This window comes from Photorhabdus aballayi, from assembly GCF_026153155.1.
Taxonomy (GTDB): domain Bacteria; phylum Pseudomonadota; class Gammaproteobacteria; order Enterobacterales; family Enterobacteriaceae; genus Photorhabdus; species Photorhabdus luminescens.
This window is the reverse complement of record NZ_JAPFCD010000011.1, coordinates 103,805-128,954: the sequence shown is the minus strand read 5'-3', so window position 1 is coordinate 128,954 and position 25,150 is coordinate 103,805. Positions and strand designations below refer to the sequence as shown.

Below are 25,150 nucleotides of genomic sequence, written 5' to 3'. Positions count from 1 at the left end.
CTTACACATATAAATGCAGTTAAACATTTTAAGATAAAAGAAAAAATATAATCAAGTTCAAGAAATAGAAGGAAATGATATAGGGAGGAAAAATATTAACTATATTTACCTGAGCCAATAATATAGGAGATGTGAAGCTTATAATACTATAATCGGCATAAAATATTAGATTAAGTATTTCTGTGGATACCAATCTTATTTCACCTATAATTAAATAGTTTTTATTTAATTATAGGTGATAATATTTAATTACAATCGTAAAATTAGCATTCACAATATCAATCTATTATTTTATAGATATTTAATATTAAAAATATATTAGATTACACTGGATAAAAAAATATCACATAAAATTATAAGATATAAAGCCATATAAATTAAATAGTATTTAAAAATTTAAAAGACGATATTATTGCCTTATTTATTAATGAAGAAATATTTATACCCTATGGATTTCAAGATGCATCGCGACGGCAAGGGCGCGAATCCCCGGGAGCATAGCGAACTATGTGACCGGGGTGAGCGAGTACAGCCAACAAAGAGGCAGCTTGAAAGATAACGGGTATAAAACTCATAGACATTCTGGGTAACACGGTAGGGGAGACAATTGCACGACAATTCTTTTTCCTGCAACAACTCGTTGTTGGCTTTTCGCCTGTATTGCCCGTTTCCCGTCCCAACGTAAACGAACCCTTAAGAATAGCTCGCTATGAGAAAACTGTGGACTTAAACGCGTAGAAAAAGTGAGGGGTAACATGTCCAAACGATAATACATCTCACCCACAGTCAACACTTTACCTTCAACCACAGTAAGCAACGACACCTCAACGTCTGCCGTTTTGGGCAGAGAAACCGGCATGGTCACCTCTCCCTCAATCAGACGTGATGCTTCATGCTCAACAGCCTCACTGACACAACCGGTCATTAGCAAACACAACAAGACCAGCCCTATTTTGGTCATGGCAGGCTGATCCTACGTTGTGACAACGGAGTATGCTGCCCATCCAACAAACGCTGCAATGTTGTCTCATGTTCAAGCCCCATGATAAGGCCTCTACTCAGCACCGCAGAAAGTGGCTCATGAACATTTTGCGGTATGTGCCCTGATGTAACCCGACGGCCACAACAAAGACTATTATTTTCATGGGACACGTTTGTTAAATGAATGGGAAACGAATTTTCAATTTTCATACTCGCATTCCCAAAGATTCGCTCTGTTGAGAGTCAGACGGAAGTTGAGCTTGCAATAACTCCTGCCAAAACTCAGCATGATCCAACATACTTGAAAGACTTTCTTCAAAGAGAGCCAGATTTAACCGGCTAGCTGACATTTGCCGATAAAGCTGTACCATCAGCGTTGACTCATCAAAACCAAAATGAAGATCAAACTGATACCAATGACGATTAAAACTGGCTAATTGACGGAAAATCCCTTCGCCAACCGCAGTGATATCAGCTACATCTATCTGTAAAACGAGCTGATCACGTTCAGGAATTAAGATCAAAGAGAGGTGAAGATGCTCATCAAAACAGAGAGCAGCCACACCTTCATGATTTAAAGCCAGGTGCGGCAAGCCGAATTTAGCAGCAAATTCAGACAAAACTTGGTTGACGATGGCTATCACATCCATGGGTTACTCCTGCTAGAGAAGGCAATCAGACCAAATTGAATTACCGAATGGTCAAGCAAACGGGTTACTCCCGCAGAAAAGGGGGCCAGTTTACTACCATCATCTTTTGTGACTCTGTCACTCAAGGGCAATTCTTTTAATAAAAAGGTCACTCCGGTGATTATCAAAAACCAAACACCAGAGCATAGGAGCGTGTTTTTTTTCCTTAACACATTCTGCCTGTCAAAGATTAAAATCTTAATTTGGTATTTTCGCTTTTCTATACTTTTACCTTTAACGCTATTAGTGGATTTTAAAAACGAGCTCAAATAGCAGCATCCATCGATAAGAGCGCACCTCCCGGTACGCTCAAACTTATTATCCAACACGGATCTACTCTGCCAGCATTAGACTACGCCAGTCGCCGCGCGCCATGCTTGATTATGACTCTGAGATAGTTGTTGCAATAATTGCAAAACATCTCTCATGAAATTAATAGTCGATGAAATTTGGTCTTCGCTCTTTTGTTTTTCATGCTGAGCAATAGACGAATCCACTTCATGTTCCTTAGCTTTAGCCTGAGAAAGTCCCTGTTCTACTTGCACCGCATTATTAGCCACACTCGCCAAAGAGCTTATCACTGAGCTAGAAACCTGCTGGGTGTTATTACGAATATTAATAGTTAAGGTAGAATGTTCCAGGGTTCTCTTATCACCAAGTTGATCTTTTTCCCACACCTTACCAATCTCCGCGCGATCCGCATCTCTGATACCGGACTGTTGCATCTTAAGGTCGATCAATTCGTTACGGCCGGCAATCCTATTTTCCAATATCTTCTGCTGTTTCACTGCCTGACTATTTTTAAAAGCAGAGAAACCACCTACCAGCCCTGAACCAAGCGTCATTAAACCTGAAACCACAGCCATAGCAATCATCAGCTTGGCGCCATGTCGCATCTCATCCACTTGTGACTTCTGCGCATCAATGGACGCTTTATTTTCGGTGTCACGCTGCAAGATACCCAATTCACGCATCTTTTTGGCAATCTCAAAAAGTAGCGACAACATATCTAGCGTGCTAGTTAATTGCTTCCTGACATCTTCTAAGCGACCGAGATCAAGGCCCTGTTTCGGTGCAATCAATTCAACCTTATCTGTAAGCTTAGCTTTTCCCGGCTGTTGAATAGCGGCTTCATGTGTTGTCGGTGTCGATATGGAGATTTTGTCAATCACAATATCAACACTGTTATTGACATTGCTTACCTGAGAACTGCTGGCATTATTAATAGCTTCCATCTTCATTACTCCTTAAATTTCCTGTGGTCGGCTGGCAAGGTTATTTATCATGTCTCCCCTGGCATTAAGCATCTGGAAAATCATTTCCATCACATGTTGGAAAGACTCTACCAGTTGGGACAACTCCTCTTTGAGCCTGTCCATAACAGCCTGAAATGCAGTCAATTCGCTACGTGAGAGCTGTACATCAGCTTGCCGGTTAGCCGCTTTACTCTGGAAGGCAGCATTGGTTGTTTGAGCGGTACCATTAGCAACATCAACCACTATATCGCTCACCTGCATACCCACTTTCAAGCTATGAGTCATAGTATTTGCCGCCGTACCAGCAACTTTTACAGAAAACTCCGCCGCCTTTACTGCAACCTTGGATGCTACCTCAGCCGCGACCTTCGCCCCAACCTCTACAACTTTACTACCAATCTTAGATGCCACGTCAGCAACTGCTTTGCCCATCTTAGCGCCCATCTTGGCTATCATTCCGACTGCTGAACCACCGAAACTGACCGCTGCGGCTGCCACCGCCATCGTAATCTCAATCACGGTTATGACTGGCCCTAACCATTTCATGGTTTCCTTGCTGATTAAACCATCTTGGGCTGCTTGTTGTAGTCCCTGAGAAACCACGCCCATTACCCCACCAGCGATCAGCAAAGCGCCTGCTACCGCACCAACGCCGGTAGCAACCATAATTGCACCAACCACAATTGAAGCAATCGCACTGATCCAACCAAAGATCTTAGAAAACAATCCAGATTTCTGCGCCTCTTTGGCTGAACTTTCAGCTTCTTTGATCTTCTGTTGGTTCTCATCCATTTTCTGCAAGCTTTGTTGACGTGCTCGCTGGATATCTTGGAGCTTGAGATTCGTTTGATTACTCTCATGCTCGCTAGCCAATTTACCCAGTTCAAGCTCTATTGCCTCAGAGGAAAGCAAATTTTCTATCATCTCCTTTGAGGATAACCGCGAAACTTCTGTCAGCTTTATTATCATCGCCTTTGACAGCTCTTTTGCCTGCATCACCTCTTGCATATCTGATTCGAGCTTAACCATGTCTTCTGGTTTAGGGTGAGCATTCATCACTGCCAATGGCGCTGGCAATGAGACTCCTCGTGACTTAGCCTTAGCCGCATCAGAAGACGGCAAGTTACCCGCCTGGCTAGGCGTAACGAGTCCCTCGCTTTTAGACGGTGCGAGGATTTCATCAGTCTGAAAACTGTTGATCCTCGGTAGAGGAACTTTAGATTCACTGACTTGAACCATTTTCCTGAGTCCTTTTTATTGTAATAGCTTCTAACATTGCGCTAGAACTGGCAGCCAAAGCGGCCTGTTCCGGCGAAGCTGCCGCAAGCTGTTGGGCCGAGTAGAAGCCACTCTCAGCCCCATCAAGTTCTCCTAATTGCAGGAGACATTCGGCAGCATGAAATGGAAAACGGGGCTCATTAATATCAAGCATCGCTCCGTAGCTATAGCTTTGAACGGCCTGTTCCAGTTGCCCCATTGCCTGACGGCATGCCCCCAATCCAAGGAAGAACCGGGAGTCATAGTGATCTAACATACACAAAGCCTGAAATATCTTATGTGCATCCTGCCACTTGCCTGACTGATACTGGTTGAACGCTAATGAGTAAAGTTGCTCCAACGTATCACTAGAAATATCTTTCAACATGGCAAGGGTGCCGCCATCATGAAGAAAAGATTCCAGTTCTTGTGCATACTGGTCAGAAGTCGTAGGTGTTTCTTGATGCTCCATAATCATTCCTTAAATTGCGCCGAGAATATTGCGCATAATGCTGTCGTATTTCTGGATAAAACGGTTTAACGCTTCAATAGCCGCGTTATAACGGGAACTCACTTCATTTAAACGCGTTGTTTTTTCTTGGACCGTGTTATTTAGTGGATTTACGCGATCATTAACTGAAGTCGAAAAGTTGGCTAACTTATTATTATCCTTGTCATATTCGTAAGAATTCTCCAGTCCTGTCATAGCGCCGCTTTGCTTATTGGGACTCTCTAAAAATGCCTTAATGGAGATTTTTTCGTCTAATTTAGGAAACATCTTTTTTAACAAATCATATTCAGCACTATCTTTAAAAACAGTCTCATTGCTAAAGCCATATTTCTCATAGTCCCGTAAATTAAAAGATGTATTATTAATATCAAGTTTCTGTTCACCATTCTCTGCTGATAATTTCGCATTAATCTCCGACTGAATAACACTGTAAATCTTTAATTCTGCGGTCAATGCCGCCAGTTCATCACGCAAATCACGTCGTTTTTTATCATGACCTGACATAACAGAAACAAATATATTGATTACATCATCATCAAGACGATCCGGCGTTAAATTAAAATGAACCGCAGCTAGGAAATCTCTTAATGTCCAGTCAGTTTTGAATGTTGGGCTATTCAAGAAAGATTTAAGATTCTCGATCCCGTTTTTTATTTGGCTATCTAAGTGACCACCCTTAACAACAGCGTCCGCTGGCAGAAAATAGGCAATCAGTTTTTTCAGGAGTTCTTCATCGCCTTTACCATCCTTGGTAATGACCACGTCGTTAAATACCTTCTTATCCCTATTCGAATCATACTTTGCTTCAATCTTGATCTTTTTATCAAGAATAAGCTTAACCAGCTCATCAAGCTCCGAAGATCCAGAACCTTGTAGTTGCTCTAGCGAAACCTTCTCCAGATCTTTTAAGAAAAGTTGTGGGTCATTTTGATATGGCCTAATTTCCACCTTCAAACTCCTTATACAATAATGCCACGCATACGAGGTGGACGACGGAGACGCTTTCCCTCTTCCAGAAAGGGAGGTTGGTTGCTCCGTAAGCGATTAACTTCTGTCAGCAACTCTTGTTCAGCACTCTGAACCAAAGTAACGTCAGTATGACCAAACAGTTCTGTACCCACATTGGGGCTGATGCCAAGAGACTGCCACATCTCCTGCAATAGTTGCAGTCTGTGATCGCTGTCCTTAATGGCTGCCTCAGCCGCTTGCAGTACTTTGGCGTTAGGTTTCTCTTGCATCAGTGACTCCTATAATAAAGAGAGATATTGATTCTTCCTGTCAAAGTTGGACTTTTTTTTGTTGTTTTCTCATTTGATGTAACGATATAACGCAACTGGCTTCTAACTCGAACCAGCCAGGCGAGACTTCACTCGCGCCTGTCCAGCGGCGGTAAAACCGGGCCAAACGTTCATCATTAAGGGGAGAGTCAACCAGCGTATTCACTTGACCATAAAGGCGGCTACCGGGCCCAAACACTGCCATCGTTGCTTGTGCCAACAGATAAAGAGGCGCAAACGGATTAGCCAATCCTCGCCTCTGCTGGGTACGACGTAACATCACGATCCAAACTCGCGGCGCATCATAGCGCCAGGCAATTTCACAGCCTTCACACCACACACGCCAGCCAAGAGGAATTGGGCTATTCCCCATACAATGAGGCTGCACCGAATAACCTCGCTCCTCAAACCAAGGGATAAGCGGATCATGCTTCATAGGCATACTCTACCAAGCGGTTGGATATTGATCTGTTGAGTCAACTCTTGATACGAGAGCACTGGCAAGCCGTGGTGATCACCTTCAATTAACTTACGTACATAACGGCGAATATCCATTGATACGATCAACACCGGCTTATTCTGCATCTGCGTTAGATCGCCCACCGTTTTTTTCATCTGTTCAAGGAAACTTTGCGTCACCGCCGGGTCCAGCGCTAAGTAGCTACCCGCACTCGTCTGGCGAATACCACTCCGGATCTGCTCCTCTACCTGCTGATCCAACAGATAAGCAGGCAGGATATTATTGCCATTAGCATACTTGTAACAAATGTAACGCTTGAGACTGCTGCGAATATATTCCGTCAACTGCACTACGTCTTTTTCCTTTTGGCCCCATACCACCATAGCTTCAAGAATCGCGCGCGTATTGCGAATAGAGATGTCCTCACCGACCAACCGTTGCAATATCTCAGTCATCCGCTGCAATGGAATTATGCGCATGGCCTCCTTGACCAATTCACCATAACTACCCTCCATCTGTTCCAGAAGATAACGGGTTTCCTGCACACCAATAAAATCTTCGGCATATTCCCGCAGCACATGTGACAAATGCCAGGTGATCACCTGAGACATTGATAAAAACGCCAGCCCGGACTTCACCAAACGTTCCTGATGTGCTTCGGCTACCCACAAGGTAGGCTGATTAGGTAATAGAGGTTCCCCTTCTTCATAAGGGATAGCCAGTAATTCCAACTGGCTGACCGGTTCCTGCACCAGTAAATGCGCTGAACGCAACCGACCACGGGCAACAGGTACCTCTTGTAGCTGGATCAGATATTCCCCTTCCTTCATTCCCTCATTAAAGCGCAAGTGGATACCGGGAAATGGTACGCCCAAATCCAAATAGAGGGCGCGTCGTACCCGTATTAATTCATCATTCAGTGAAATAGCTTCCAGTTCAGCCTGTAATCCCGCATCTACATCAATAAGTAAAGGAACCGTCATAGCAAATTCCTCTTTCTCACCCAGTTTTCCAGCTTTGGCCTTACTGCCGCTCTTGGATTTAGGTTTGGCTGCCGGTGCGCCTGCCCCTTGGGCTAATAGGCTAGGAAGATCCGCTTGCTGGCTGGCGCTGGCTTGCCGCTGGCGTTGGAATAGAAAATAACCGCCACCCGCTACCACCAGTGCAAGCATGAAGAAGGTTAATGTAGGGAATCCCGGAATCAGGCCAAATAACACCAATAAAACACCGCCAATCAGCAGTGCCTTTGGTTGGGCAACGACCTGCTCGCCAATCTCATTACCCAGATCCGAGGAGTCTTCCGACGAAACCCGCGTAACAATGATGCCCGCAGTGATAGCGATCAGTAGTGCCGGAACCTGAGAGACCATGCCATCACCAACGGTCAAAATGGCGTAGAGCTGCAATGCATCAGCCGCCGACATCCCTTTCTGGGTGACGCCTATGGTTATTCCGCCCAAGATGTTGACAAAGATGATAAGGAGGCTCGCAATCGCATCACCCTTAACAAATTTCATCGCACCATCCATCGAACCAAACATCTGGCTCTCTTTTTCGATAATGCTACGCCTCTCCCTGGCTTCATTAACGTCAATAACGCCAGCACGCATATCTCCGTCGATACTCATCTGCTTACCGGGCATGGCATCAAGGGAAAAACGAGCGCTAACCTCAGCTACGCGTTCCGAACCTTTGGTTATAACGATAAATTGCACAATAGTAATAATCAGGAAGATCACTATCCCGACTATCAGGTTGCCGCCGACAACGAAATTACCAAAGGTATAGACTATCTTCCCGGCATCCGCTTGCAGCAGGATCATTCGAGTGGTACTGACGGAAAGCGCCAAACGAAATAGCGTGGTTACCAGCAAAACCGCAGGAAAGGCGGAAAACTGCAAAGGCGAATTGATATAGACCGCCATCATCATGAGCACAACAGAGATGGTCATATTAATGGCGATCAAAATGTCAAGCAGAATAGGCGGAAGCGGTAATACCATCATGAAGACCACAGCTAGCAACAATATTGCCAACATGATGTCTTTACGCTCGCCAATCAGACGCAATAACTCAAGCCCACGGCTCATAATAGGGCCCCTTGAGCGAGATAACGCTGATAAGCACTGCGTGCTTCTTCCAAGTTCCCCTCTTGTTGACAGGCACGGCTAACACAAAGCCAGAGAGCGGCGCTTTGCTCACCCTGCTCTTCTAAGAGCGTACAATGTTCTTTTGCCATGCTCCCCTTTTGCAGTTTAAGTAATGAAACCACTAGGGCACGGCGCCCCTCCTGATGTTCAGGATGCAAAGCCAGTAATGCATCCAATAAAATACGAGCTCGGTCGGGATGACCGTATTGAAGTTGAAGCCAGCCGAGCAGCAACAGAGCGCTCTGCTGTTTAGCACTGAGAGTCATGGTCATACCTTGTGCAACAGGTGCAGAGCCATCTGCAACAACTGTTCATCTTGATTCATTTTTTCCAACAGGGAGACAGCATGCTGTACCCTGACGTCATTATCTTGTTGCAAAATTGTCCGCAGACTACTAACCGCCTGACGGAAATCATGTGGACGCAACAGAGAATGAAACCCATCTTGCGGGCAAGCAAAAGCCAACAAAGCCTGATCAGCCTTGTTAGCGGGATAAAGACGTGCAGAGTGAGTCTCAACGGATTGACCATCGGGCAATAATGCGTAGCGATCAGGTAAACTAACCTCTATCTCTTCCCGACTGATCGCCGTTAGTTGTTCAATTCCTATATGGGCGGCAGCGATTTTGCTCACGAAGCGAGCACCTCACGCTGTACTCTTAATAAAGAACGAAATGCCTGATGCAACAAGGGCAAGGTTATCTCGCGTTCATCTAGTGTCACAAACAATAACAGGCGATCTTCCCCCAACCAGCCACAACGCAAGGGCAGTTCGGGCCCCTGACCACTGAAAGTGAGCAGCATCGCCTTAACCATTACCTCTTTTCCCTGATGCCAGGGAATTTCACGAGCCAGCCAAAGTGTTAATGTGTCGCCATAGCGTTCAATTTGTAACGTACCAGAATACTCAAAATCGATTTGGATCAAGGGGCTAGAAACATCAGACATCTCCATACCCAAATCCTGACAAAACTGGAGCAACTGTGGCTCTATCCAGTTCATGGCGCTCCCTCTCCCGACCACAATTCGTCTTCTTCTCTCTCAATTGCTGTATCCAGCGCCAGTTGACAAGCATTAAGCAAATTTTGGCGCTGTTCTTCATCACTGAACACTTCTACCGGAATCAATCGAATCACCCGTTTCAGCTCCCGGTAGAAATGAATTTGAATTTGGCTATTCTGCAATCCCAAAGCATGACCGAGCATTTCAACATCCCGCACATTGGCCCAACGTTTCTCAACCAGAGAAACGACATCCCCCATAAGGTCAGAAGGCCCGTATGCCATGACTTTCCCCCCCTACCACGCTTTTCCATAACTGCTCAACCTGAACTGATAAGCTGTTAAGCAAACGGAGTTTATGCATGTCACTCATCACACGTTCCAACTTAATCGGATCAAGTTGCCGCTGTTGGCTATCAAGATCAGCGCTTAACGCTTTCATGATGAATCCTGTTACTTCCATCAGGGAGCTACTTTTGAAATTGGATTGAATATCCCGCCAGGCGGCCGACAGCCCTTGATAATCCATCACCGCATCACGATAGATGTTGCGCAATGCCTGCAAATTGCCAACCCCATTTTTAGCGGCTGTCGTGGCATCAGGCGTAATACGAGCTCCCAACTCGATAGCAATCCCTTGCTCTTGCGCTAAACGTGACAACTCCTGTTCAACCAATGTCAATATGGCATGCGCCTCTGGCCTGCCTGCCAGCGCATCACGGGCCTGACTTAGCGCATAAAATTGCTCACTCACCTCTCCAGAGAAACTTTCCAGATAAGCCTGTAATTGAGCAATATTAGTCAGTTGAGCGTTATTTAAGTGAGAGATTAATGCCTTGACCTTTTGTTGACGCTCCAAATCCGGCACCTTCTGCAAATATTCACCCACCAGCGCCTCAATTTCTCGCACCCTGGCATGTCCATCGCTAACTTTACGTTTGGAGAGAGGCATATCCTTGCGCTCCGAAAATGCAAAGGTCATCTCTTCGGCCGCATCAGCAAAAGATTGAGATGCCGATACCAACACGACTTTCTCTCCCTGAAACTGACCAACCTTAGCCTGCTCCTGTTGTGCGGCAACCCCGGCACCCGGTTCTGATAAAGTTATCGAATGAAGATGATTCTGGATAATATCCATAGTCTACCTTGTCATATCAGAGTTAATAATGAACAAATTATAAAGATACCGTCCCAATGCCTATGCCAAAATCAGTCGTGAATTTTTAGCAAAATCCGCCGTAACTCAAGGCAGAGTTCCATTAAGCCGGTATAAAACTCATCAAACATGAACAATACGCCGTGAATAAAATAGGAAAGCTCATCGGTAAAGCAGAGAACGTCCAGGCAAACTCCAACCATTTTCTAAAAACTCCCGACTCAGGTTGCAATCCCTTCCCCTTTCCCTTCTTTATAGTGTTCGCAGCAGAGGTTATATAAACGATCATGAAGCTTTCCCTTGACCATATTCCCGGCCAAATGCGCCACGCCATTAATGAATGCCGGCTAATTCAAATCCGCGGCAGGGTTACTCAGGTCACGGGTACACTACTTAAAGCCGTTATTCCTGGTGTACGGATAGGTGAACTTTGTCACTTACGCAATCCTGACAACACACTGTCACTGTTGGCGGAGGTGATTGGGTTCCAACAGCATCAAGCCTTGTTGACGCCGCTTGGTGAGATGTTTGGTATCTCTTCGAATACCGAAGTGAGCCCAACCGGAGCTATGCACCAAGTTGGCGTAGGTGATTACCTGTTAGGACAGGTCCTTGATGGGCTAGGTAATCCGTTTTCCGGTGGTCAATTGCCGGAACCACAAGCCTGGTATCCAGTTTATCGGGATGCTCCGGCGCCCATGAGTCGTAAACGGATTGAGCACCCGCTTTCACTTGGCGTGCGCGCTATTGATGGCTTACTCACTTGTGGTGAAGGTCAACGTATGGGGATTTTTGCCGCGGCTGGCGGCGGAAAAAGTACGCTGCTATCTACATTGATTCGTAGTGCCGAAGTTGATGTTACCGTGCTGGCGCTCATCGGTGAACGTGGACGTGAAGTGCGAGAATTTATCGAATCGGATCTCGGTGAAGAGGGATTAAAACGTTCAGTGCTGGTGGTCGCGACGTCAGATCGCCCGGCAATGGAGCGAGCTAAAGCGGGGTTTGTCGCCACGTCAATCGCTGAATATTTTCGTGATCAAGGCAAACGTGTACTTCTACTGATGGATTCCGTGACCCGTTTCGCCCGCGCGCAACGAGAAATAGGTTTAGCGGCTGGCGAACCGCCAACCCGACGTGGTTACCCCCCGTCAGTGTTCGCTGCTTTGCCACGATTAATGGAACGTGCGGGTCAATCCGACAAAGGTTCGATTACCGCCCTCTATACCGTATTGGTGGAAGGCGATGACATGACAGAACCTGTGGCAGATGAGACCCGTTCTATTCTTGATGGTCACATTATCTTGTCACGCAAGTTGGCTGCGGCTAATCACTATCCAGCTATCGATGTGTTACGTTCCGCCAGTAGGGTAATGAATCAAATTGTCACCCCTGAACATCAGGCTCAGGCCGGCCTGTTGCGCAACTGGTTGGCTAAATATGAAGAAGTAGAGCTTTTGTTACAGATTGGAGAGTACCAAAAGGGGCAAGATCCCGTTGCCGACACTGCCATTGCACGCATTGAAGCAATACGTAATTGGTTACGCCAAGGCACTCATGAGCCAAGTGATTTACCGCAAACTTTAGCGCTACTACAGCAGATAACAAAATAATGATTAGCCGTTTACAACGTATAAAAGCCTTACGAGTCGAACGCGCTGAAAAACATTTTTCCCTGCAACAAATGAAACTGCAAATGGCCCGTCAAAACCATCAACAGGCTTTGCAAGCCTTGCGAGATTACTGTCAATGGCGAATAGAAGAAGAACAACGGCTTTTTGAACTGTGTCAGGGCCAACCAATTGACCGTAAGGGCCTTGAACGCTGGCAACAACAAGTTGCCCTGTTGCGCGAAAATGAAGCGCAACTGGAAAAACAAGCGGCTGAAATGAAAGAAAAAGTAGAGCAGGAACTCCGTCAATTACAAGAGTGTCAGCGTGTACTGCACCACGCACGCCAGCAACAAGAAAAATTTAATGAATTGGGTCGTCAGCAGCAGGAGGCGATCCGTGCCCAAGGTGAATACCAGGAAGAGCTGGAACAAGAAGAGTTCCATCGCCAAGAAAGAGTGTAAAACAGAAGAGTATGAACCCACTGACAGCTATCGGCAAAGGTGTCTCCTCCCTCCCAACGTCGTCCCCCGCAGAGGCAGACGCAGATTTGCAACGTCGTTTCGAGCTAGCTATCACCTCTCACGCCGCCAACGCACGCCAGTCAACTACACGGCGGACGGAACAACCGTTAACTAACACGACGACAAATAGTAAAACCGCTGAGCAACATGCCACACATGACTCAGATGAGGAGCTTCCCTCATCCGACTCTCCCCAACCGACAATTCTGGCAATTGATGATCCGCGCAGGCAAGCCTTACCATTACCAAGCCATGACATACCTGTGCGGCCTCAAAATCAGAAAAAAAGCTTATCGGACTCTGTTCACCGTCTTAGCGAAATTGCTAGCGAGATAAGAGAGTCTCTGTCAGCACCCGGAATCCCAACACGTCAGTCGAACCTGAATGCTTTGTCTGATTCTGGCCTAAAACCGGCTGATATCACTGTGACTTCCAATCCTGACACAACCGACATTCCTGTACTGCAAGACGCAAACGATGAACCGGCATATTATACAGGGATGCAAACAACACCTGGCCGATCCCCATCTCAGCCAGACACACAACACAGTGCTACTCCTCACCAACAGACAAACTTGGCTTTACCTATACCTGCCCGTTATGCCGACGACATCAACATTACGGAAAGAAAAACACTAGCTGAAATCGAGACCTACCATTTGTTGGTAGCAAAGCCAAAAGAGTCTGACTCTCAATCCTCTTACTCTGGCGGATCAGACGGGAAAACACCTTTCATCCCACAAGCCCCACTCCTGCCAGGAGAGCGCATCCTCGCCACGATGCAAGCAACTTCAACTATATCTCCTCTTTTGGAAGCGTTGATCGATAAACTGAGCGTGGAAATCAACATCGACCTAACACAGCAGCGTCCAGCGACATTACACTTGACACTCCCTAGCTTGGGGGCGCTTGAGATCCAACTCACTAACGAGCATGGCAAACTTCAAATCGAAATTTTGGCGAATCCGGCAGCTCAACAACTCCTGAAACAGGCACGCTTTGAACTGATTGAACGTCTACAACTTCTTTACCCAACACAAACTGTTGAACTATCCCTTCCGTCTCAAACGGATGGTGAACATGGATCGCGTCAACGTCGCAGCGTATATGAAGAATGGAAAAAAGATGCATGAATGACCTAACCTTATCCAAAGTTTCATTGGAAGAATTAACGCTGCATCAAACCCTGAGTCGCCACCAGCAACAATTTAGTTGGGATAATAGCCATCTTTCCCTAGATGTGGCATTCCCGCCACAAACGTTGGACAGGATACTGATCGCCCATTGGCAGGGGCAAACTTTTTCCCTTTATTGCCATGCAGCCGAGCTAGCGTTGTGGCTTGCTCCTGATCTGCAACAAGCGAATCTGACCTCGCTCCCTCAAGATCTGCTGCTGGCACTACTGGAATACCAGAGCAAAATTCTACCCACTCTGTCATGGTCAGCACTGCGTACCGTGTCAGGACACCCTGTGTCAGCTTGCTTGCGACTACGCCTTGAACGGCCGGGGACCATATTGCCGCTCTGGTTGCCAGAACCATCCCCCTTAATTGCCATATTGCCAAAACGTCAACCTGGCGAGCACCTGTCTATTCCATTACGACTCTCTCTGCAATGGGGAGCAATAACCTTAACTTTAGATGCATTTCGCACCTTGGAATCAGGGGATGTGCTGCTACTGCCCCCACAGCAACAACCAGATGCCCCTTTATTAGCGTATCTGGAAGGACGCCCTTGGGCCTACTTTAAATCCCATAACCATAAACTGGAGTTAATCACTATGCACACCCCCTCTCCTGACAATTCTGACGATACTCTGCCAGTAACGGACTTAAACGACCTGGAGGTTCATGTCAGCTTTGAAGTGGGCCGTCAGACCCTAGATCTACAGACACTCACCAGCCTGCAACCCGGTTCATTACTCGATCTTGGTGTTCCCTCAGACGGTACAGTACGTATTCTTGTCAATCAGAAATACCTGGGTTCAGGGCGGTTGGTCGATATTGAGGGGCGTCTGGGGGTAAGAGTCGAACATCTCTCCGTGGAGAAACAACCATGATCCAGCTACCGAACGAATTGGATCTCATCATCGGTCTGGCGTTGCTGTCTCTGCTTCCCTTTATTGCGGTGATGGCGACCTCTTTTCTCAAACTGGCAGTGGTATTCTCCTTACTGCGTAACGCATTGGGCGTACAACAGATCCCACCTAACATGGCTATGTACGGATTGGCAATTATCCTCACTATCTATGTGATGGCTCCAGTAGGTTTCGCCACTCAAGATTACCTGCGCCAAAATGAAGTTTCATTCAGCAATGCACAATCAGTAGAGAAATTTGTGGAAGAGGGACTGACACCTTACCGGAATTTTCTCAAACAACATATTAAGCCCAGTGAACGTACTTTCTTTATCGACAGTACCCGACAAATTTGGCCAAGCCAGTACGCAGATCGGCTAGAACCAGACAGCCTATTGATACTGTTGCCCGCCTTTACCGTCAGTGAATTAACCCGAGCTTTTGAAATTGGGTTTCTTCTTTATCTACCATTTATTGCCATCGATCTCATTATTTCTAACATTCTGCTCGCAATGGGGATGATGATGGTTTCTCCAATGACTATCTCTCTTCCTTTCAAATTACTGTTATTTGTCCTGCTTGATGGCTGGACACGCCTGACACACGGCCTTGTCATCAGTTATGGAGATTGAATATGAGTAATGCTGATATTTTGCATTTCACCAGCCAATCTCTCTGGTTAGTGTTAATCCTTTCCCTGCCGCCGGTACTCATGGCTGCGGCAGTGGGAACATTGGTCTCGTTGATCCAAGCGCTCACCCAAATACAAGAACAAACATTGGGTTTTGTCATCAAATTAGTTGCGGTCATTATCACCCTGTTCGCTACAGCTACCTGGCTTGGCAACGAACTCTATAGCTTCGCCAACATGACCTTTCTTAAGGTGCCGCTGATCAAATGACCCTACCAGAGCTCCAGCAACAAATGCTGGCTTATACCCTGTTGTTACCACGTATCATGAGCTGCTTTGTGATATTTCCTGTACTCAGCAAACAGATGTTAGGTGGTGGGCTAATCCGCAACGGCGTGGCCTGCTCACTGGCCCTCTATGCTTACCCAACAGTAGCAGGTACTCAGTTGCCTACATTAGGTAGTCTAGAGTTGACATTGTTGCTCGGCAAGGAAGTCCTGCTTGGTTTGCTCATTGGCTTTATCGCTTCTATTCCATTTTGGGCGATGGAAGCCACCGGTTTTATTATAGATAACCAACGGGGAGCAACAATGGCGTCAGTGCTCAACCCTTCTCTGGGAAGCCAAACCTCACCCACAGGTCTGTTATTAACTCAAACGCTAATCACACTTTTTTTCTCTGGCGGCGCTTTTCTTAGTCTGCTTGGCGCCTTATTTCAAAGTTATAACAGTTGGCCGGTAACACAGTTTTTCCCTCAAATTACCAACCAGTGGCTCCATTTTTTCTACGGCCAGTTTAGTTATCTGCTGCAACTCTGCGCCCTGATGGCTGCTCCCTTGTTAATTGCCATGTTTCTGGCAGAATTCGGGCTGGCACTGATTAGCCGCTTCGCTCCTTCTCTCAACGTTTTTGTGTTAGCAATGCCGATCAAAAGCGCGATTGCCAGCCTGTTACTGGTTATCTATATCCAATTATTGATGCATCATGCCTATGATAAGGTGCTGTTAATTCTCTCCCCGGTACGCATGTTAATCCCTATCCTGGAGGCGCCATGAGTGGAGAAAAGACGGAAAAGCCTACCCCGAAGAAACTCAGAGATGCCAGGAAGAAAGGCCAAGTAACCAAAAGTAACGAAGTCGTCTCTACCTCCTTAATCTTGGGGCTAATCGGCATAATGATGGTCATGTCTGAATACTATTTAGAGCATCTGAGTAAACTGATGCTGATCCCGGCTAATCTGCTGGATAAACCCTTTCCCCAAGCCTTAAACCATGTGGTTGAAAACTTGATGCAGGAGCTGGTCTACCTCTGCCTGCCAATTCTGGGCGTTTCCGCTTTGCTATCGCTGGCCTCACACTTCGCCCAATACGGTTTTCTACTGAGCGGACATTCCATCAAGCCAGATATTAAGAAGATCAATCCTGTTGAAGGCGCTAAGAGAATCTTCTCTATCAAGAGTCTGGTGGAATTCATCAAATCGATACTCAAAGTGGGGCTGCTCTGTACCTTGGTCTGGGTGACTCTGGCAGGCAATCTACAAGCGCTGCTGAACCTACCGGAATGTGGGGAAAGATGCATTATCCCTGTACTCGGAATCATGTTAACCCAGCTCATGACCGTATGCGGCATGGGGCTTATCGTGATCTCTATTGCCGATTATGCCTTTGAACACTACCAACATATTAAACAGCTTAAAATGAGCAAAGACGAGGTTAAACGGGAATATAAAGAGAGTGAAGGCAGCCCAGAGATAAAAAGCAAACGACGCCAATTTCACCAAGAATTACAATCAAGCAATATGCGCGCTAGCGTCAAGAACTCATCAGTGATTGTCGCCAACCCAACTCACATTGCCGTAGGTATCCGTTATAAGAAAGGGGAAACACCGTTACCCCTTATCACGCTCAAGTTCACCGATGCTCAGGCCCTACAAGTTCGACGTATTGCCGAAGAAGAAGGTATTCCGGTGTTACAACGGATTCCTCTGGCTCGTGCGCTTTATCAGGATGGCCTGATCGACCACTATATTCCTGCCGATCTCATCCAAGCTACCGCAGAAGTCTTACGCTGGCTAGAGCAGTGGCAAGATCGTGCTCCTGAGCCGTAACTCGCCCCTAGCATATACGAACTGAACATTGGCGTTTAAAATATTTCGCCAATGTTCAATACAAATGAAATATAATTCAGATTTGCTTCTTAATTATTACGATTCAATCACATAATAACAACAAATTTAATATAAATAAAAATTACTGCTAATAACCCAACATTACTTAAACAATATTGTAATAAACAATCCAATTCGGTTAGGTTGATTTTATGTTTTTATCGATTGATCAAATAGCTGAAACCAGATTGAATTTATTAATAAGTGATTTATATTACGCGTAGCTATTTGAATTTCACTTTGCGCTGACTTCTATAGCTATTGATTCGTTAATATTACCCTAGCCATTACTCATTACAATTACTAACATATTCTGAATTACCAATAGATTGTCTGAATAATAAGGAGATAACTATCAATATCAATCAAGACAAAAGACTCGGTTTATGACTCAGGGTGCGAAATTTATAAGCAACCGTTATCGTGTGAAAAATTGATCGCTTTTCACTCTTCGTTTATAAAGTGTTTATAAAACGTGAGAATAATACGGTATCTGGACCAAGGAACATAATAGGCCCACGAGTAAAAACCATTTTAATTAAAAGGTGCTATAGTTAACCATCAGGTTAAATACATAAACTATTCTTCCTGTCTATTTCAGACAGCGAAACCAAAGAAAATATCTATTAATAATAATAATGTGATTTGTATTTTTAAGACATACACCAACAGGTCCAGGACAATAGAATGAACGGCATCACAACATCAGGGAAGGGAATGGATATCTCGCTATTCCAACGTAGCATGCCTGCCTTTAACGTTATAGAACATCCTCAGGAAGGGATATATATCCTGCTCGAAGGTGAAATGACATGGCAGGATAGTACCAATACCTACGATATCTCCCACAACGAACTGCTTTTTGTTCGTCGTGGCAGTTATGCAGCAAAAACGCGTAGTGATACCTGTAAGCTACTCTGGTTGCCTCTAAGCACTACTTTTCTCCACGGTTTTCTGCAACGTTTTGGTACTTTGCTCAGTGAGGTCGAGCGGCACAATATGCCAACACCCGAATTAATTGCACTTACCTCATCGCCTTTGTTGTCTCAAAGTATAAATGGGCTGGTCGATCTACTGGCTCATGATTACCCCGCAGCATTGGGTCAACTCAGAACAGAAGAATTGCTATTGTTACTAGCATTTGGAGAACAGGGTACTTTGCTCATGTCAGTATTACGACAATTGAGCAACCGCCAAGTGGAACGTTTGCAGAGTTTTATGGAAAACCACTACCTTAAGGAGTGGAAACTCAGTGAATTCGCTAAAGAATTTGGTATGGGATTAACCACCTTCAAGGAGTTGTTCCGTTCAGTATATGGAATATCACCACGCGCCTGGATCAGTGAACGCCGCATTCTTTATGCACACCAACTACTACTCAATAGCGAGATGAGTATTGTTGATATTTCAATGGAAGCGGGATTCTCCAGCCAATCTTACTTCACTCAAAGCTATCGGAGACGCTTTAATTGCACCCCCAGTCGAGCCAGGTATGGCAAAGAGTAACGATGGGCTAAAATAATCTGACGTTTTTTACAAGTTAACCATTGGCCTGACAGATAAAATAAGGCTATTCCTAATTTAATCGACAAGAGTGACTAGCAGCAAGATGAGCATAGCATGAGCCAGCAAGAACATAATCAGACTCGAACCAGCATGTTTCTCGGCCGCAAGATCTCTGTTATGCAGTCGGGAATTCCACGCCGGGATCAGTTACTCGGAAAATCATCGGCTATTCAGTATCAGAATAGAGACATTATTAATAGCCAACAGTTTATTTTATTACAACGCTTGCTACCCAGACATCTGCTGGAAAGCTTGATGAAGTCCGTTTGGTTTCGTAGACGGTTAAATTGCGGACAAGCTTTGCGGCGTGATGACCTACAACAGCTCATCAGAGCGGCGGCAGAACCAGAATGTGACTGGAATAAGGTATTGGGTGACCGCATAAACTTGGCTGACAGACATCTTTTACAGCATTGGGTATTACAGCCGCTATTTGACTGGTGGCTCCGTCTGTTGGAGCCAGAGATAGATTTCTGGTTCACTGAATTTGATCAGTTACAGATCCAAGAGCGGCAACTGCGTGCTAAAACGCATTTTTGGCAGCAAGCTGAAAATATCTCATCTCAATGCCGGGAACAACATCATCAAGAGGTTATATCTTTGCAAACCGCGCTTAACCAACGCAAACAACTATTAGAAAAACTGCTGTTGACAACGGAAACCCAGGCTCGCGAAGCATGGCCCAACTGGTTTACCGGGCTGGACGCACTCCAGACTGGCAACGACCTAACCGCTTTTACACCGGTTCCTGAAGCACTGTCATCCTGTTGGGCGTGGCTAACCGCTTTAGAACATGACAGCGAGTCGGCCATTCACTTGCAAAAATGGCTTTGCGCCCGTGTTCTGTGTCTGCCACAGGACAGTTTTTATTGGCAATCGACGACGACCTAATTATTAGAGGAAACATGCAAACTCTACTCAATCATTTGGCCAGTCGCTTGGGCCAGCAGCCTTTCGTTTCCGATAGACAAGGGCATTACCATTTGCACATTGATAACTACAACCTGTTTCTTCGCCAACAGGGAACTGAACTTGTGTTATCCAGCCCGCTAAGCTGGCGCCATAACCCAAAAGATACGTCAGGCGCTGAACTACTGAAAAGACTATTGCAACAGGTTACACGTTGGGGACGCTATGCTCCCCACGCGCTGACCTTAGATGAATCAGAGAATCTTATTCTGGAAGCACGCCTTAACCTTGATAGTTTGGATGTTCAAATACTGGAACAAATGCTAACTCTGCACATCGAACTACTGGAACAAATCATGACCTTATTGTCGGAAACCCAATCCGTCCCGCAATGGAAACAGGCAATATGGCAACCATGAAACCGTTCCAACGGCTGTGCCGTTCCTTACTGTTGTCGTTGAGTATCAGCGGTGTGATGCTCCCCTCTGCTTATAGCCAAGATCTGGATTGGTTTCCTACGCCTTATCACTATCTGGCAAAAGGAGAAAGCCTGCGGGATGTACTGGTTAATTTCGGTGCTAATTATGAAGCCTCAGTGGTTGTCAGTGATAAGGTGACCGATCAGGTTAACGGTTATTTTGAGCAGGACACTCCGCAGGAATTTCTGCAACACTTATCCTCTCTCTATAATCTGGTTTGGTACTACGACGGAAGCGTGCTGTATGTATTCAAAAACAGCGAAATACAATCGCGCCTGCTTAAGCTTGAACAAACTAACGCAACGGAGCTACAGCAAGCTCTGAAACGTTCCGGTATTTGGGAACCGCGCTTTGGCTGGCGTCCTGATCCAGGCAACCAATTGGTTTACGTATCAGGCCCTCCCCGTTATCTCGAACTGGTTGATCAGACGGCATCTGCACTGGAACAACAATCATTGCTGCGTAGCGAAAAAACGGGCGCCTTGACAGTGGAAATTTTTCCGCTCAAATACGCCTCAGTGGTCGATCGTAAGATCCAATATCGTGATACCAGCATTGAAGCGCCTGGCATAGCCACCATTCTCTCCCGTCTGCTCAGTGATACCAATGTGGCCGCTGTTACTGGCGAAGCATCATCTTCTCCTATGGGCGGGAGCTACTCAAGCCGTGCTGTCGTGCAGGCAGAACCCTCCCTAAATGCCATTATTGTACGGGATAACCCAGAAAGAATGTCCATGTACGCCCATTTGATCAACGCACTGGACAAACCCTCTGCCCGGATTGAAGTTGCTCTTTCCATCGTTGACATTGACGCAAACAACCTTTCAGAATTGGGTGTTGACTGGCAAGTCGGCATCAACACTGGGCCTCGTCATATTATTGATATCACAACCTCCGCCGGGGAAAAAAAGGAGGGCAATGGAAAAGGCGAAAGCATCGGTTCAGCTGCATTAGGTAGTCTGGTTGATCGCCGTGGTCTGGATTACCTGCTCGCCAAAATAACTTTACTAGAAAGCAAAGGCAGCGCTCAGGTGATTTCCCGCCCAACGCTTTTAACGCAGGAGAATACGCAAGCCGTCATTGACAACAATGAAACCTACTACGTGAAAGTGAATGGTGAACGGGTTGCCGAACTTAAAAGCCTGACCTATGGCACCATGCTACGCATGATCCCTAGAGTCATCCAAGTCGGAGATTCTCCTGAAATCAGTTTAGACCTGCATATTGAGGATGGTAACCAGAAACTTAATAGCTCAGGACCGGATGGCATCCCGACTATCAGCCGAACCGTTGTCGATACCGTCGCCAGAGTTGGGCATGGGCAAAGTTTGCTGATCGGCGGCATCTACCGCGACGAAATGAACCAAGCAACAAGCAAGGTGCCATTTTTAGGCGATATCCCCTATCTGGGTGTCTTATTTCGCAATACCAGTGAACGAGTTCGGCGATCAGTACGTCTATTCATTATTGAACCACGTCTGATTGATAGTGGAATAGCCCATTATCTCGCTCTCGGTAACGGACAAGATCTCCGTCCTAAGTTATTGGCAACGCAAGATATCTCTAATCAGAGCTTATCGCTGAATAAAGCATTGGCTAGTGCACAATGCCAACCATTATCCTCCGCCCGTCAAGTACAAGAAACCCTACGGCAAGCAGGTAAAAGTTCATATTTAGACTCATGCCGAATGGGTAAAACTTACGGATGGCGAGTTATTGAACAACAATGTTCATTGAAGGAAACCTGGTGTGTTCGTGCGCAAAATAAGGCGAACAGATGAGTTGGAAAATTCGCTTTTACCGCGGACTGAATAAAAGTATTGAGGTCAATTTAGCTGAGGGGCGTTTAGCCATCGGCTCAGACCCCCTACAGGCAGATATCGTTCTGGTGGATGAAGATGTTGCTCCTGTGCATCTGATCTTAGAAGTTGAACCAGACTCAATTCGCCTGTTGGAATGGGCCGGTGAAGTCGCCCCAAGTCAGAATGGCGAACCGCTATCAGCGGGCGCCACATTGCAAGCATTGGCCCGTCAGGAGGCTGGCCCGTTATTGTGGGCTTTTTGTGACCAACAACATGCATTCCCAAACCAACTCGCTGAACCGACGGCTGCACCACGCCAGCGCCCTGCCCGCCAAAATCGTAGCCGGGTAGCAGGCGGGATGTTAATACTTTGCCTGATACTGGCACTCGGTCTTCTGGCGCTGCTTGGACATGAAGGATGGCAAAGGAGCAACATGTCCAATGGCCTCGCCGAGCAAGAGCTACGCCGTTTTCTCAATGACGGCTCAGCCTATCGTCAGGTGAGTGTACACATGATGCCCGATCATGGGCCGCTACTACTCAAAGGTTATGTGGACCTCAATCAACAACGGCTGGCGCTGCAACAGTATCTTGATCTTCACTCTCTCAGTTATCGGTTGGAGTTACGTACTATGGAAGAGTTACGTCAGGGGGTGGATTTCATTTTACAAAAATTAGGCTATGCCCAAGTCCAAAGCCGCAATGGCAAGCAACCCGGTTGGGTCCGCCTTACGGGGGAAGTCACAGATACCAGTCAGCAATGGAATGATATCGAGTCCCTACTCAAACGCGATGTTCCCGGCTTACTCGGCATAGAAAACCAGACCAAGTTCACCGGTAATCACCTCAAGCGACTAGATATGCTATTGGCTAAACATGATTTACCCGACACGCTGATCTACAAGGATAAAAATGATCGCATTGAATTCACAGGTCAACTGGATGAACACCAGACGCATAACTTCTACCGCTTACAACAGGTATTTAAACAAGAGTTCGGCAGTCGGCCAGCACTGATATTGCTGAATAATAAACAGCTCACCCGCAATGATGAACTCAATTTCGACGTCCGGGCCGTTTCCCTTGGGCGTATACCCTATGTGGTACTCAAAAACAACCTACGTTACCCGGTTGGAGCAACCACAGAAAATGGCTTAAGAATCGAGGCCATCCGTCAAGATGCGATTGTTATTATCAAGGGTGGACAACAATTTATCGTCAAACTTAACAGGAGCCCAGCTTCATGATGACATCCCTGGAAGCACGACTGTTTGGTGCTGATCCCACTTATGTCAACGAAATGCAACACCGTCTCGCTCAGGCGCTGAACGATATCAAACAACGCCTGAGACGCGGCGGTTCAGTACAAGAATACCAACAATGGCAACTGGAAGCTGATGCTATCCAAGCCGCAATCACAATACTTAACACAACAGAAGGAGCTCATCATGCCCCAAATTTTTACTTCCGCAGAGACAGTTAATACTCTCGATAAGGTTGCTGCGCAGCTTAAGACCCAAGCCAACACAGCTAACTCTGACGTTAACGACGCAATCGCTGAACTCAGTAAAGGTGCAGATAACCCCGCTTTGCTAGCTGATTTGCAACACAAAATCAACAAGTGGTCGGTAATCTACAACATTAACTCCACTGTCACCCGGTCCATGAAAGACCTGATGCAGGGCATATTACAGAAGATCTAATCATGACACGTTCACTCAAAGGGCTACTGGCAGATATCGCTCTGGTTGGAAGCGGCCATCACTGCCATGACGAAGCCAATGTTATTGCTGATTGGCTGATGTCAAACGAGGAAGGACAAGAAGCAGCAAACCTGATTCGACTCTCTTCTTTGACGAACCAAGGAAAATATCAACAGGCTCTGGATTTTGGTCGGGATCTTCCCTGGCCCAGTCTGGAGCCGTGGTTAGCTTTGTGTGAGTGGCGTCTGGGTCTGGCATCAGCCCTAGAACAGAGACTGACGCGAATGGCGGGCAGCGACGATCCACAACTGCTCTCCTTTGTTGACGGCATGCGAGAACAACTGGCTCATGGTTAGGATTGAAGGACCGTCCCATAACACCGTGTCGCAACCAACGGTACAGCCTTCGGTCAGTTCAGGGCATCAGCATAGCTTTGAACAAGCACTGAAAACTGCGCCTGATCAGCAAATGTTGAAAGAACGCCAACAACGCTGGCTTCAGGGAGAACCGCTGGAAAACGTTTTAGGCGACTTCGATCCAGCGACACAGCGCAAAGTGATATGGCAGTGGTATCAGGCTTTATCGTCTGATAAACAGCCGTCCCAACGTGCTCAGTTGGAGGCCAAGCTGATTGCCCCGGTACAAGAGCGCCTATGGTCGCAGTTTGGCGGCCTGACAGGCAACATCAAGCCACCACTGGATCTACCAGAACTTAAAAAAATTGTTCGTGAATTCGCCCCCACCGGTCAACAACAGCAAACGGTTCTTCTTGAGGTACTTGGCAAAATTAAGCCTATTCCTGGCCATGAGTACCTGACTGACCTTATCAATCGGGAGTTAAAAACGCTAATCCCCCTTAATGGTATGGTGACGAACATGATGCAATACTCACATAAACCTGATTTGGAAGAATAATGGACCAGCCACAACATCGTAAGACAAGGATA

General features: G+C 46.3%; 33 protein-coding genes. 17 read left to right on the top strand and 16 right to left on the bottom strand.

From position 1 onward, the window contains the following. Window positions 1-571: 571 nt before the first annotated feature. The 16 genes from OO184_RS08620 to OO184_RS08545 form a co-directional block, all read right to left on the bottom strand. On the bottom strand, window positions 572-961 hold the full coding sequence (locus OO184_RS08620; RefSeq protein ID WP_265378814.1) for a YscW family type III secretion system pilotin: 390 nt from the start codon (window positions 959-961) through the stop codon (window positions 572-574). Then, complete coding sequence (locus OO184_RS08615; protein WP_265378813.1) at window positions 958-1,191, bottom strand: T3SS regulon translocated regulator ExsE family protein; 234 nt, start codon at window positions 1,189-1,191, stop codon at window positions 958-960. The genes OO184_RS08620 and OO184_RS08615 overlap by 4 nt, the downstream gene beginning before the upstream one ends. After that, window positions 1,188-1,631 carry a type III secretion system chaperone gene (locus tag OO184_RS08610; protein WP_049582461.1) on the bottom strand — a complete coding sequence of 148 codons (444 nt, stop codon included), beginning with the start codon at window positions 1,629-1,631 and terminating at the stop codon, window positions 1,188-1,190. Before OO184_RS08610 ends, OO184_RS08615 begins: the two co-directional genes overlap by 4 nt. A gap of 386 nt (window positions 1,632-2,017) precedes the next feature. Next, window positions 2,018-2,905, bottom strand: a complete 888-nt coding sequence (locus OO184_RS08605; RefSeq protein ID WP_265378812.1) for a YopD family type III secretion system translocon subunit — start codon at window positions 2,903-2,905, stop codon at window positions 2,018-2,020. Window positions 2,906-2,917: 12 nt separating this feature from the next. Beyond that, the gene (gene sctE, locus OO184_RS08600; protein ID WP_283256262.1) at window positions 2,918-4,165 is read right to left on the bottom strand and encodes a type III secretion system translocon subunit SseC family protein; all 1,248 of its coding nucleotides are present in this window, start codon (window positions 4,163-4,165) and stop codon (window positions 2,918-2,920) included. Continuing rightward, window positions 4,149-4,655, bottom strand: a complete 507-nt coding sequence (locus tag OO184_RS08595) for a SycD/LcrH family type III secretion system chaperone (RefSeq protein WP_265378811.1) — start codon at window positions 4,653-4,655, stop codon at window positions 4,149-4,151. The genes sctE and OO184_RS08595 overlap by 17 nt, the downstream gene beginning before the upstream one ends. A gap of 9 nt (window positions 4,656-4,664) precedes the next feature. Continuing rightward, the gene (locus tag OO184_RS08590) at window positions 4,665-5,642 is read right to left on the bottom strand and encodes a virulence-associated V antigen (RefSeq protein ID WP_265378810.1); all 978 of its coding nucleotides are present in this window, start codon (window positions 5,640-5,642) and stop codon (window positions 4,665-4,667) included. Between the two features lie 11 nt (window positions 5,643-5,653). Next, complete coding sequence (locus OO184_RS08585; RefSeq protein WP_265378809.1) at window positions 5,654-5,932, bottom strand: LcrG family type III secretion system chaperone; 279 nt, start codon at window positions 5,930-5,932, stop codon at window positions 5,654-5,656. A 40-nt stretch (window positions 5,933-5,972) separates the two neighbouring features. Continuing rightward, window positions 5,973-6,407: an LcrR family type III secretion system chaperone gene (locus OO184_RS08580; RefSeq protein ID WP_265378808.1), complete on the bottom strand. Its 435-nt coding sequence runs from the start codon at window positions 6,405-6,407 to the stop codon at window positions 5,973-5,975. Further along, a complete protein-coding gene (sctV, locus tag OO184_RS08575; protein ID WP_265378807.1) occupies window positions 6,404-8,521 on the bottom strand; it encodes a type III secretion system export apparatus subunit SctV in 2,118 nt (705 codons plus the stop codon). The genes OO184_RS08580 and sctV overlap by 4 nt, the downstream gene beginning before the upstream one ends. Continuing rightward, on the bottom strand, window positions 8,518-8,847 hold the full coding sequence (sctY, locus tag OO184_RS08570) for a type III secretion system chaperone SctY (RefSeq protein ID WP_049582475.1): 330 nt from the start codon (window positions 8,845-8,847) through the stop codon (window positions 8,518-8,520). The genes sctV and sctY overlap by 4 nt, the downstream gene beginning before the upstream one ends. A gap of 2 nt (window positions 8,848-8,849) precedes the next feature. Further along, window positions 8,850-9,215 (bottom strand): YscX family type III secretion system protein SctX, encoded by a 366-nt coding sequence (gene sctX, locus OO184_RS08565; RefSeq protein ID WP_265378806.1) that lies wholly within the window; start codon window positions 9,213-9,215, stop codon window positions 8,850-8,852. Continuing rightward, the gene (gene sycN / locus OO184_RS08560; RefSeq protein ID WP_074524829.1) at window positions 9,212-9,583 is read right to left on the bottom strand and encodes a type III secretion chaperone SycN; all 372 of its coding nucleotides are present in this window, start codon (window positions 9,581-9,583) and stop codon (window positions 9,212-9,214) included. Before sycN ends, sctX begins: the two co-directional genes overlap by 4 nt. Continuing rightward, window positions 9,580-9,867 carry a TyeA family type III secretion system gatekeeper subunit gene (locus OO184_RS08555; RefSeq protein ID WP_265378805.1) on the bottom strand — a complete coding sequence of 96 codons (288 nt, stop codon included), beginning with the start codon at window positions 9,865-9,867 and terminating at the stop codon, window positions 9,580-9,582. Before OO184_RS08555 ends, sycN begins: the two co-directional genes overlap by 4 nt. Continuing rightward, complete coding sequence (gene sctW / locus OO184_RS08550) at window positions 9,848-10,720, bottom strand: type III secretion system gatekeeper subunit SctW (RefSeq protein ID WP_265378804.1); 873 nt, start codon at window positions 10,718-10,720, stop codon at window positions 9,848-9,850. The genes OO184_RS08555 and sctW overlap by 20 nt, the downstream gene beginning before the upstream one ends. 71 nt (window positions 10,721-10,791) lie before the next feature. Continuing rightward, a complete protein-coding gene (locus OO184_RS08545; protein ID WP_265378803.1) occupies window positions 10,792-10,941 on the bottom strand; it encodes a hypothetical protein in 150 nt (49 codons plus the stop codon). 84 nt (window positions 10,942-11,025) lie between these two features. Here OO184_RS08545 and sctN point away from each other — a divergent pair, with 84 nt between their 5' ends. The 17 genes from sctN to OO184_RS08460 all read left to right on the top strand — a co-directional run bounded on the left by sctN (window position 11,026) and on the right by OO184_RS08460 (window position 25,118). Beyond that, a complete protein-coding gene (sctN, locus tag OO184_RS08540; protein WP_049582480.1) occupies window positions 11,026-12,348 on the top strand; it encodes a type III secretion system ATPase SctN in 1,323 nt (440 codons plus the stop codon). Further along, window positions 12,348-12,809: a type III secretion protein gene (locus OO184_RS08535; RefSeq protein WP_265378802.1), complete on the top strand. Its 462-nt coding sequence runs from the start codon at window positions 12,348-12,350 to the stop codon at window positions 12,807-12,809. Before sctN ends, OO184_RS08535 begins: the two co-directional genes overlap by 1 nt. An 11-nt stretch (window positions 12,810-12,820) precedes the next feature. Beyond that, window positions 12,821-14,002 (top strand): type III secretion system needle length determinant, encoded by a 1,182-nt coding sequence (locus OO184_RS08530; protein ID WP_265378801.1) that lies wholly within the window; start codon window positions 12,821-12,823, stop codon window positions 14,000-14,002. Next, window positions 13,999-14,928: a type III secretion system cytoplasmic ring protein SctQ gene (gene sctQ, locus OO184_RS08525; protein ID WP_265378800.1), complete on the top strand. Its 930-nt coding sequence runs from the start codon at window positions 13,999-14,001 to the stop codon at window positions 14,926-14,928. Before OO184_RS08530 ends, sctQ begins: the two co-directional genes overlap by 4 nt. Beyond that, window positions 14,925-15,578, top strand: coding sequence for a type III secretion system export apparatus subunit SctR (gene sctR / locus OO184_RS08520; RefSeq protein ID WP_049582484.1), 654 nt, complete (start codon window positions 14,925-14,927; stop codon window positions 15,576-15,578). The genes sctQ and sctR overlap by 4 nt, the downstream gene beginning before the upstream one ends. Window positions 15,579-15,580: 2 nt before the next feature. Then, window positions 15,581-15,847, top strand: a complete 267-nt coding sequence (sctS, locus tag OO184_RS08515) for a type III secretion system export apparatus subunit SctS (RefSeq protein ID WP_049582485.1) — start codon at window positions 15,581-15,583, stop codon at window positions 15,845-15,847. Further along, window positions 15,844-16,632, top strand: a complete 789-nt coding sequence (gene sctT / locus OO184_RS08510; RefSeq protein ID WP_265378799.1) for a type III secretion system export apparatus subunit SctT — start codon at window positions 15,844-15,846, stop codon at window positions 16,630-16,632. The genes sctS and sctT overlap by 4 nt, the downstream gene beginning before the upstream one ends. After that, window positions 16,629-17,684: a type III secretion system export apparatus subunit SctU gene (gene sctU, locus OO184_RS08505; RefSeq protein WP_265378798.1), complete on the top strand. Its 1,056-nt coding sequence runs from the start codon at window positions 16,629-16,631 to the stop codon at window positions 17,682-17,684. The genes sctT and sctU overlap by 4 nt, the downstream gene beginning before the upstream one ends. A gap of 747 nt (window positions 17,685-18,431) precedes the next feature. Continuing rightward, the gene (locus OO184_RS08500; protein ID WP_049582489.1) at window positions 18,432-19,250 is read left to right on the top strand and encodes a helix-turn-helix transcriptional regulator; all 819 of its coding nucleotides are present in this window, start codon (window positions 18,432-18,434) and stop codon (window positions 19,248-19,250) included. Window positions 19,251-19,364: 114 nt separating this feature from the next. Further along, entirely contained in the window at window positions 19,365-20,201 is an 837-nt protein-coding gene (locus tag OO184_RS08495; protein ID WP_265378797.1) for a T3SS regulon anti-activator ExsD domain-containing protein, read from the top strand. A 14-nt stretch (window positions 20,202-20,215) separates the two neighbouring features. Then, a complete protein-coding gene (locus tag OO184_RS08490) occupies window positions 20,216-20,638 on the top strand; it encodes a YscB family type III secretion system chaperone (protein WP_265378796.1) in 423 nt (140 codons plus the stop codon). Further along, complete coding sequence (gene sctC / locus OO184_RS08485; protein WP_283256260.1) at window positions 20,626-22,479, top strand: type III secretion system outer membrane ring subunit SctC; 1,854 nt, start codon at window positions 20,626-20,628, stop codon at window positions 22,477-22,479. Before OO184_RS08490 ends, sctC begins: the two co-directional genes overlap by 13 nt. After that, complete coding sequence (gene sctD, locus OO184_RS08480; protein WP_283256259.1) at window positions 22,476-23,747, top strand: type III secretion system inner membrane ring subunit SctD; 1,272 nt, start codon at window positions 22,476-22,478, stop codon at window positions 23,745-23,747. The genes sctC and sctD overlap by 4 nt, the downstream gene beginning before the upstream one ends. Beyond that, the gene (locus OO184_RS08475) at window positions 23,744-23,983 is read left to right on the top strand and encodes an EscE/YscE/SsaE family type III secretion system needle protein co-chaperone (protein WP_265378794.1); all 240 of its coding nucleotides are present in this window, start codon (window positions 23,744-23,746) and stop codon (window positions 23,981-23,983) included. The genes sctD and OO184_RS08475 overlap by 4 nt, the downstream gene beginning before the upstream one ends. Next, window positions 23,949-24,203, top strand: a complete 255-nt coding sequence (gene sctF, locus OO184_RS08470; RefSeq protein ID WP_265378793.1) for a type III secretion system needle filament subunit SctF — start codon at window positions 23,949-23,951, stop codon at window positions 24,201-24,203. Before OO184_RS08475 ends, sctF begins: the two co-directional genes overlap by 35 nt. A gap of 2 nt (window positions 24,204-24,205) precedes the next feature. Further along, window positions 24,206-24,559: a YscG family type III secretion system chaperone gene (locus OO184_RS08465; protein WP_265378792.1), complete on the top strand. Its 354-nt coding sequence runs from the start codon at window positions 24,206-24,208 to the stop codon at window positions 24,557-24,559. Then, window positions 24,552-25,118 carry a YopR family T3SS polymerization control protein gene (locus tag OO184_RS08460; protein WP_265378791.1) on the top strand — a complete coding sequence of 189 codons (567 nt, stop codon included), beginning with the start codon at window positions 24,552-24,554 and terminating at the stop codon, window positions 25,116-25,118. The genes OO184_RS08465 and OO184_RS08460 overlap by 8 nt, the downstream gene beginning before the upstream one ends. The last annotated feature ends 32 nt before the right edge of the window (window positions 25,119-25,150 follow it).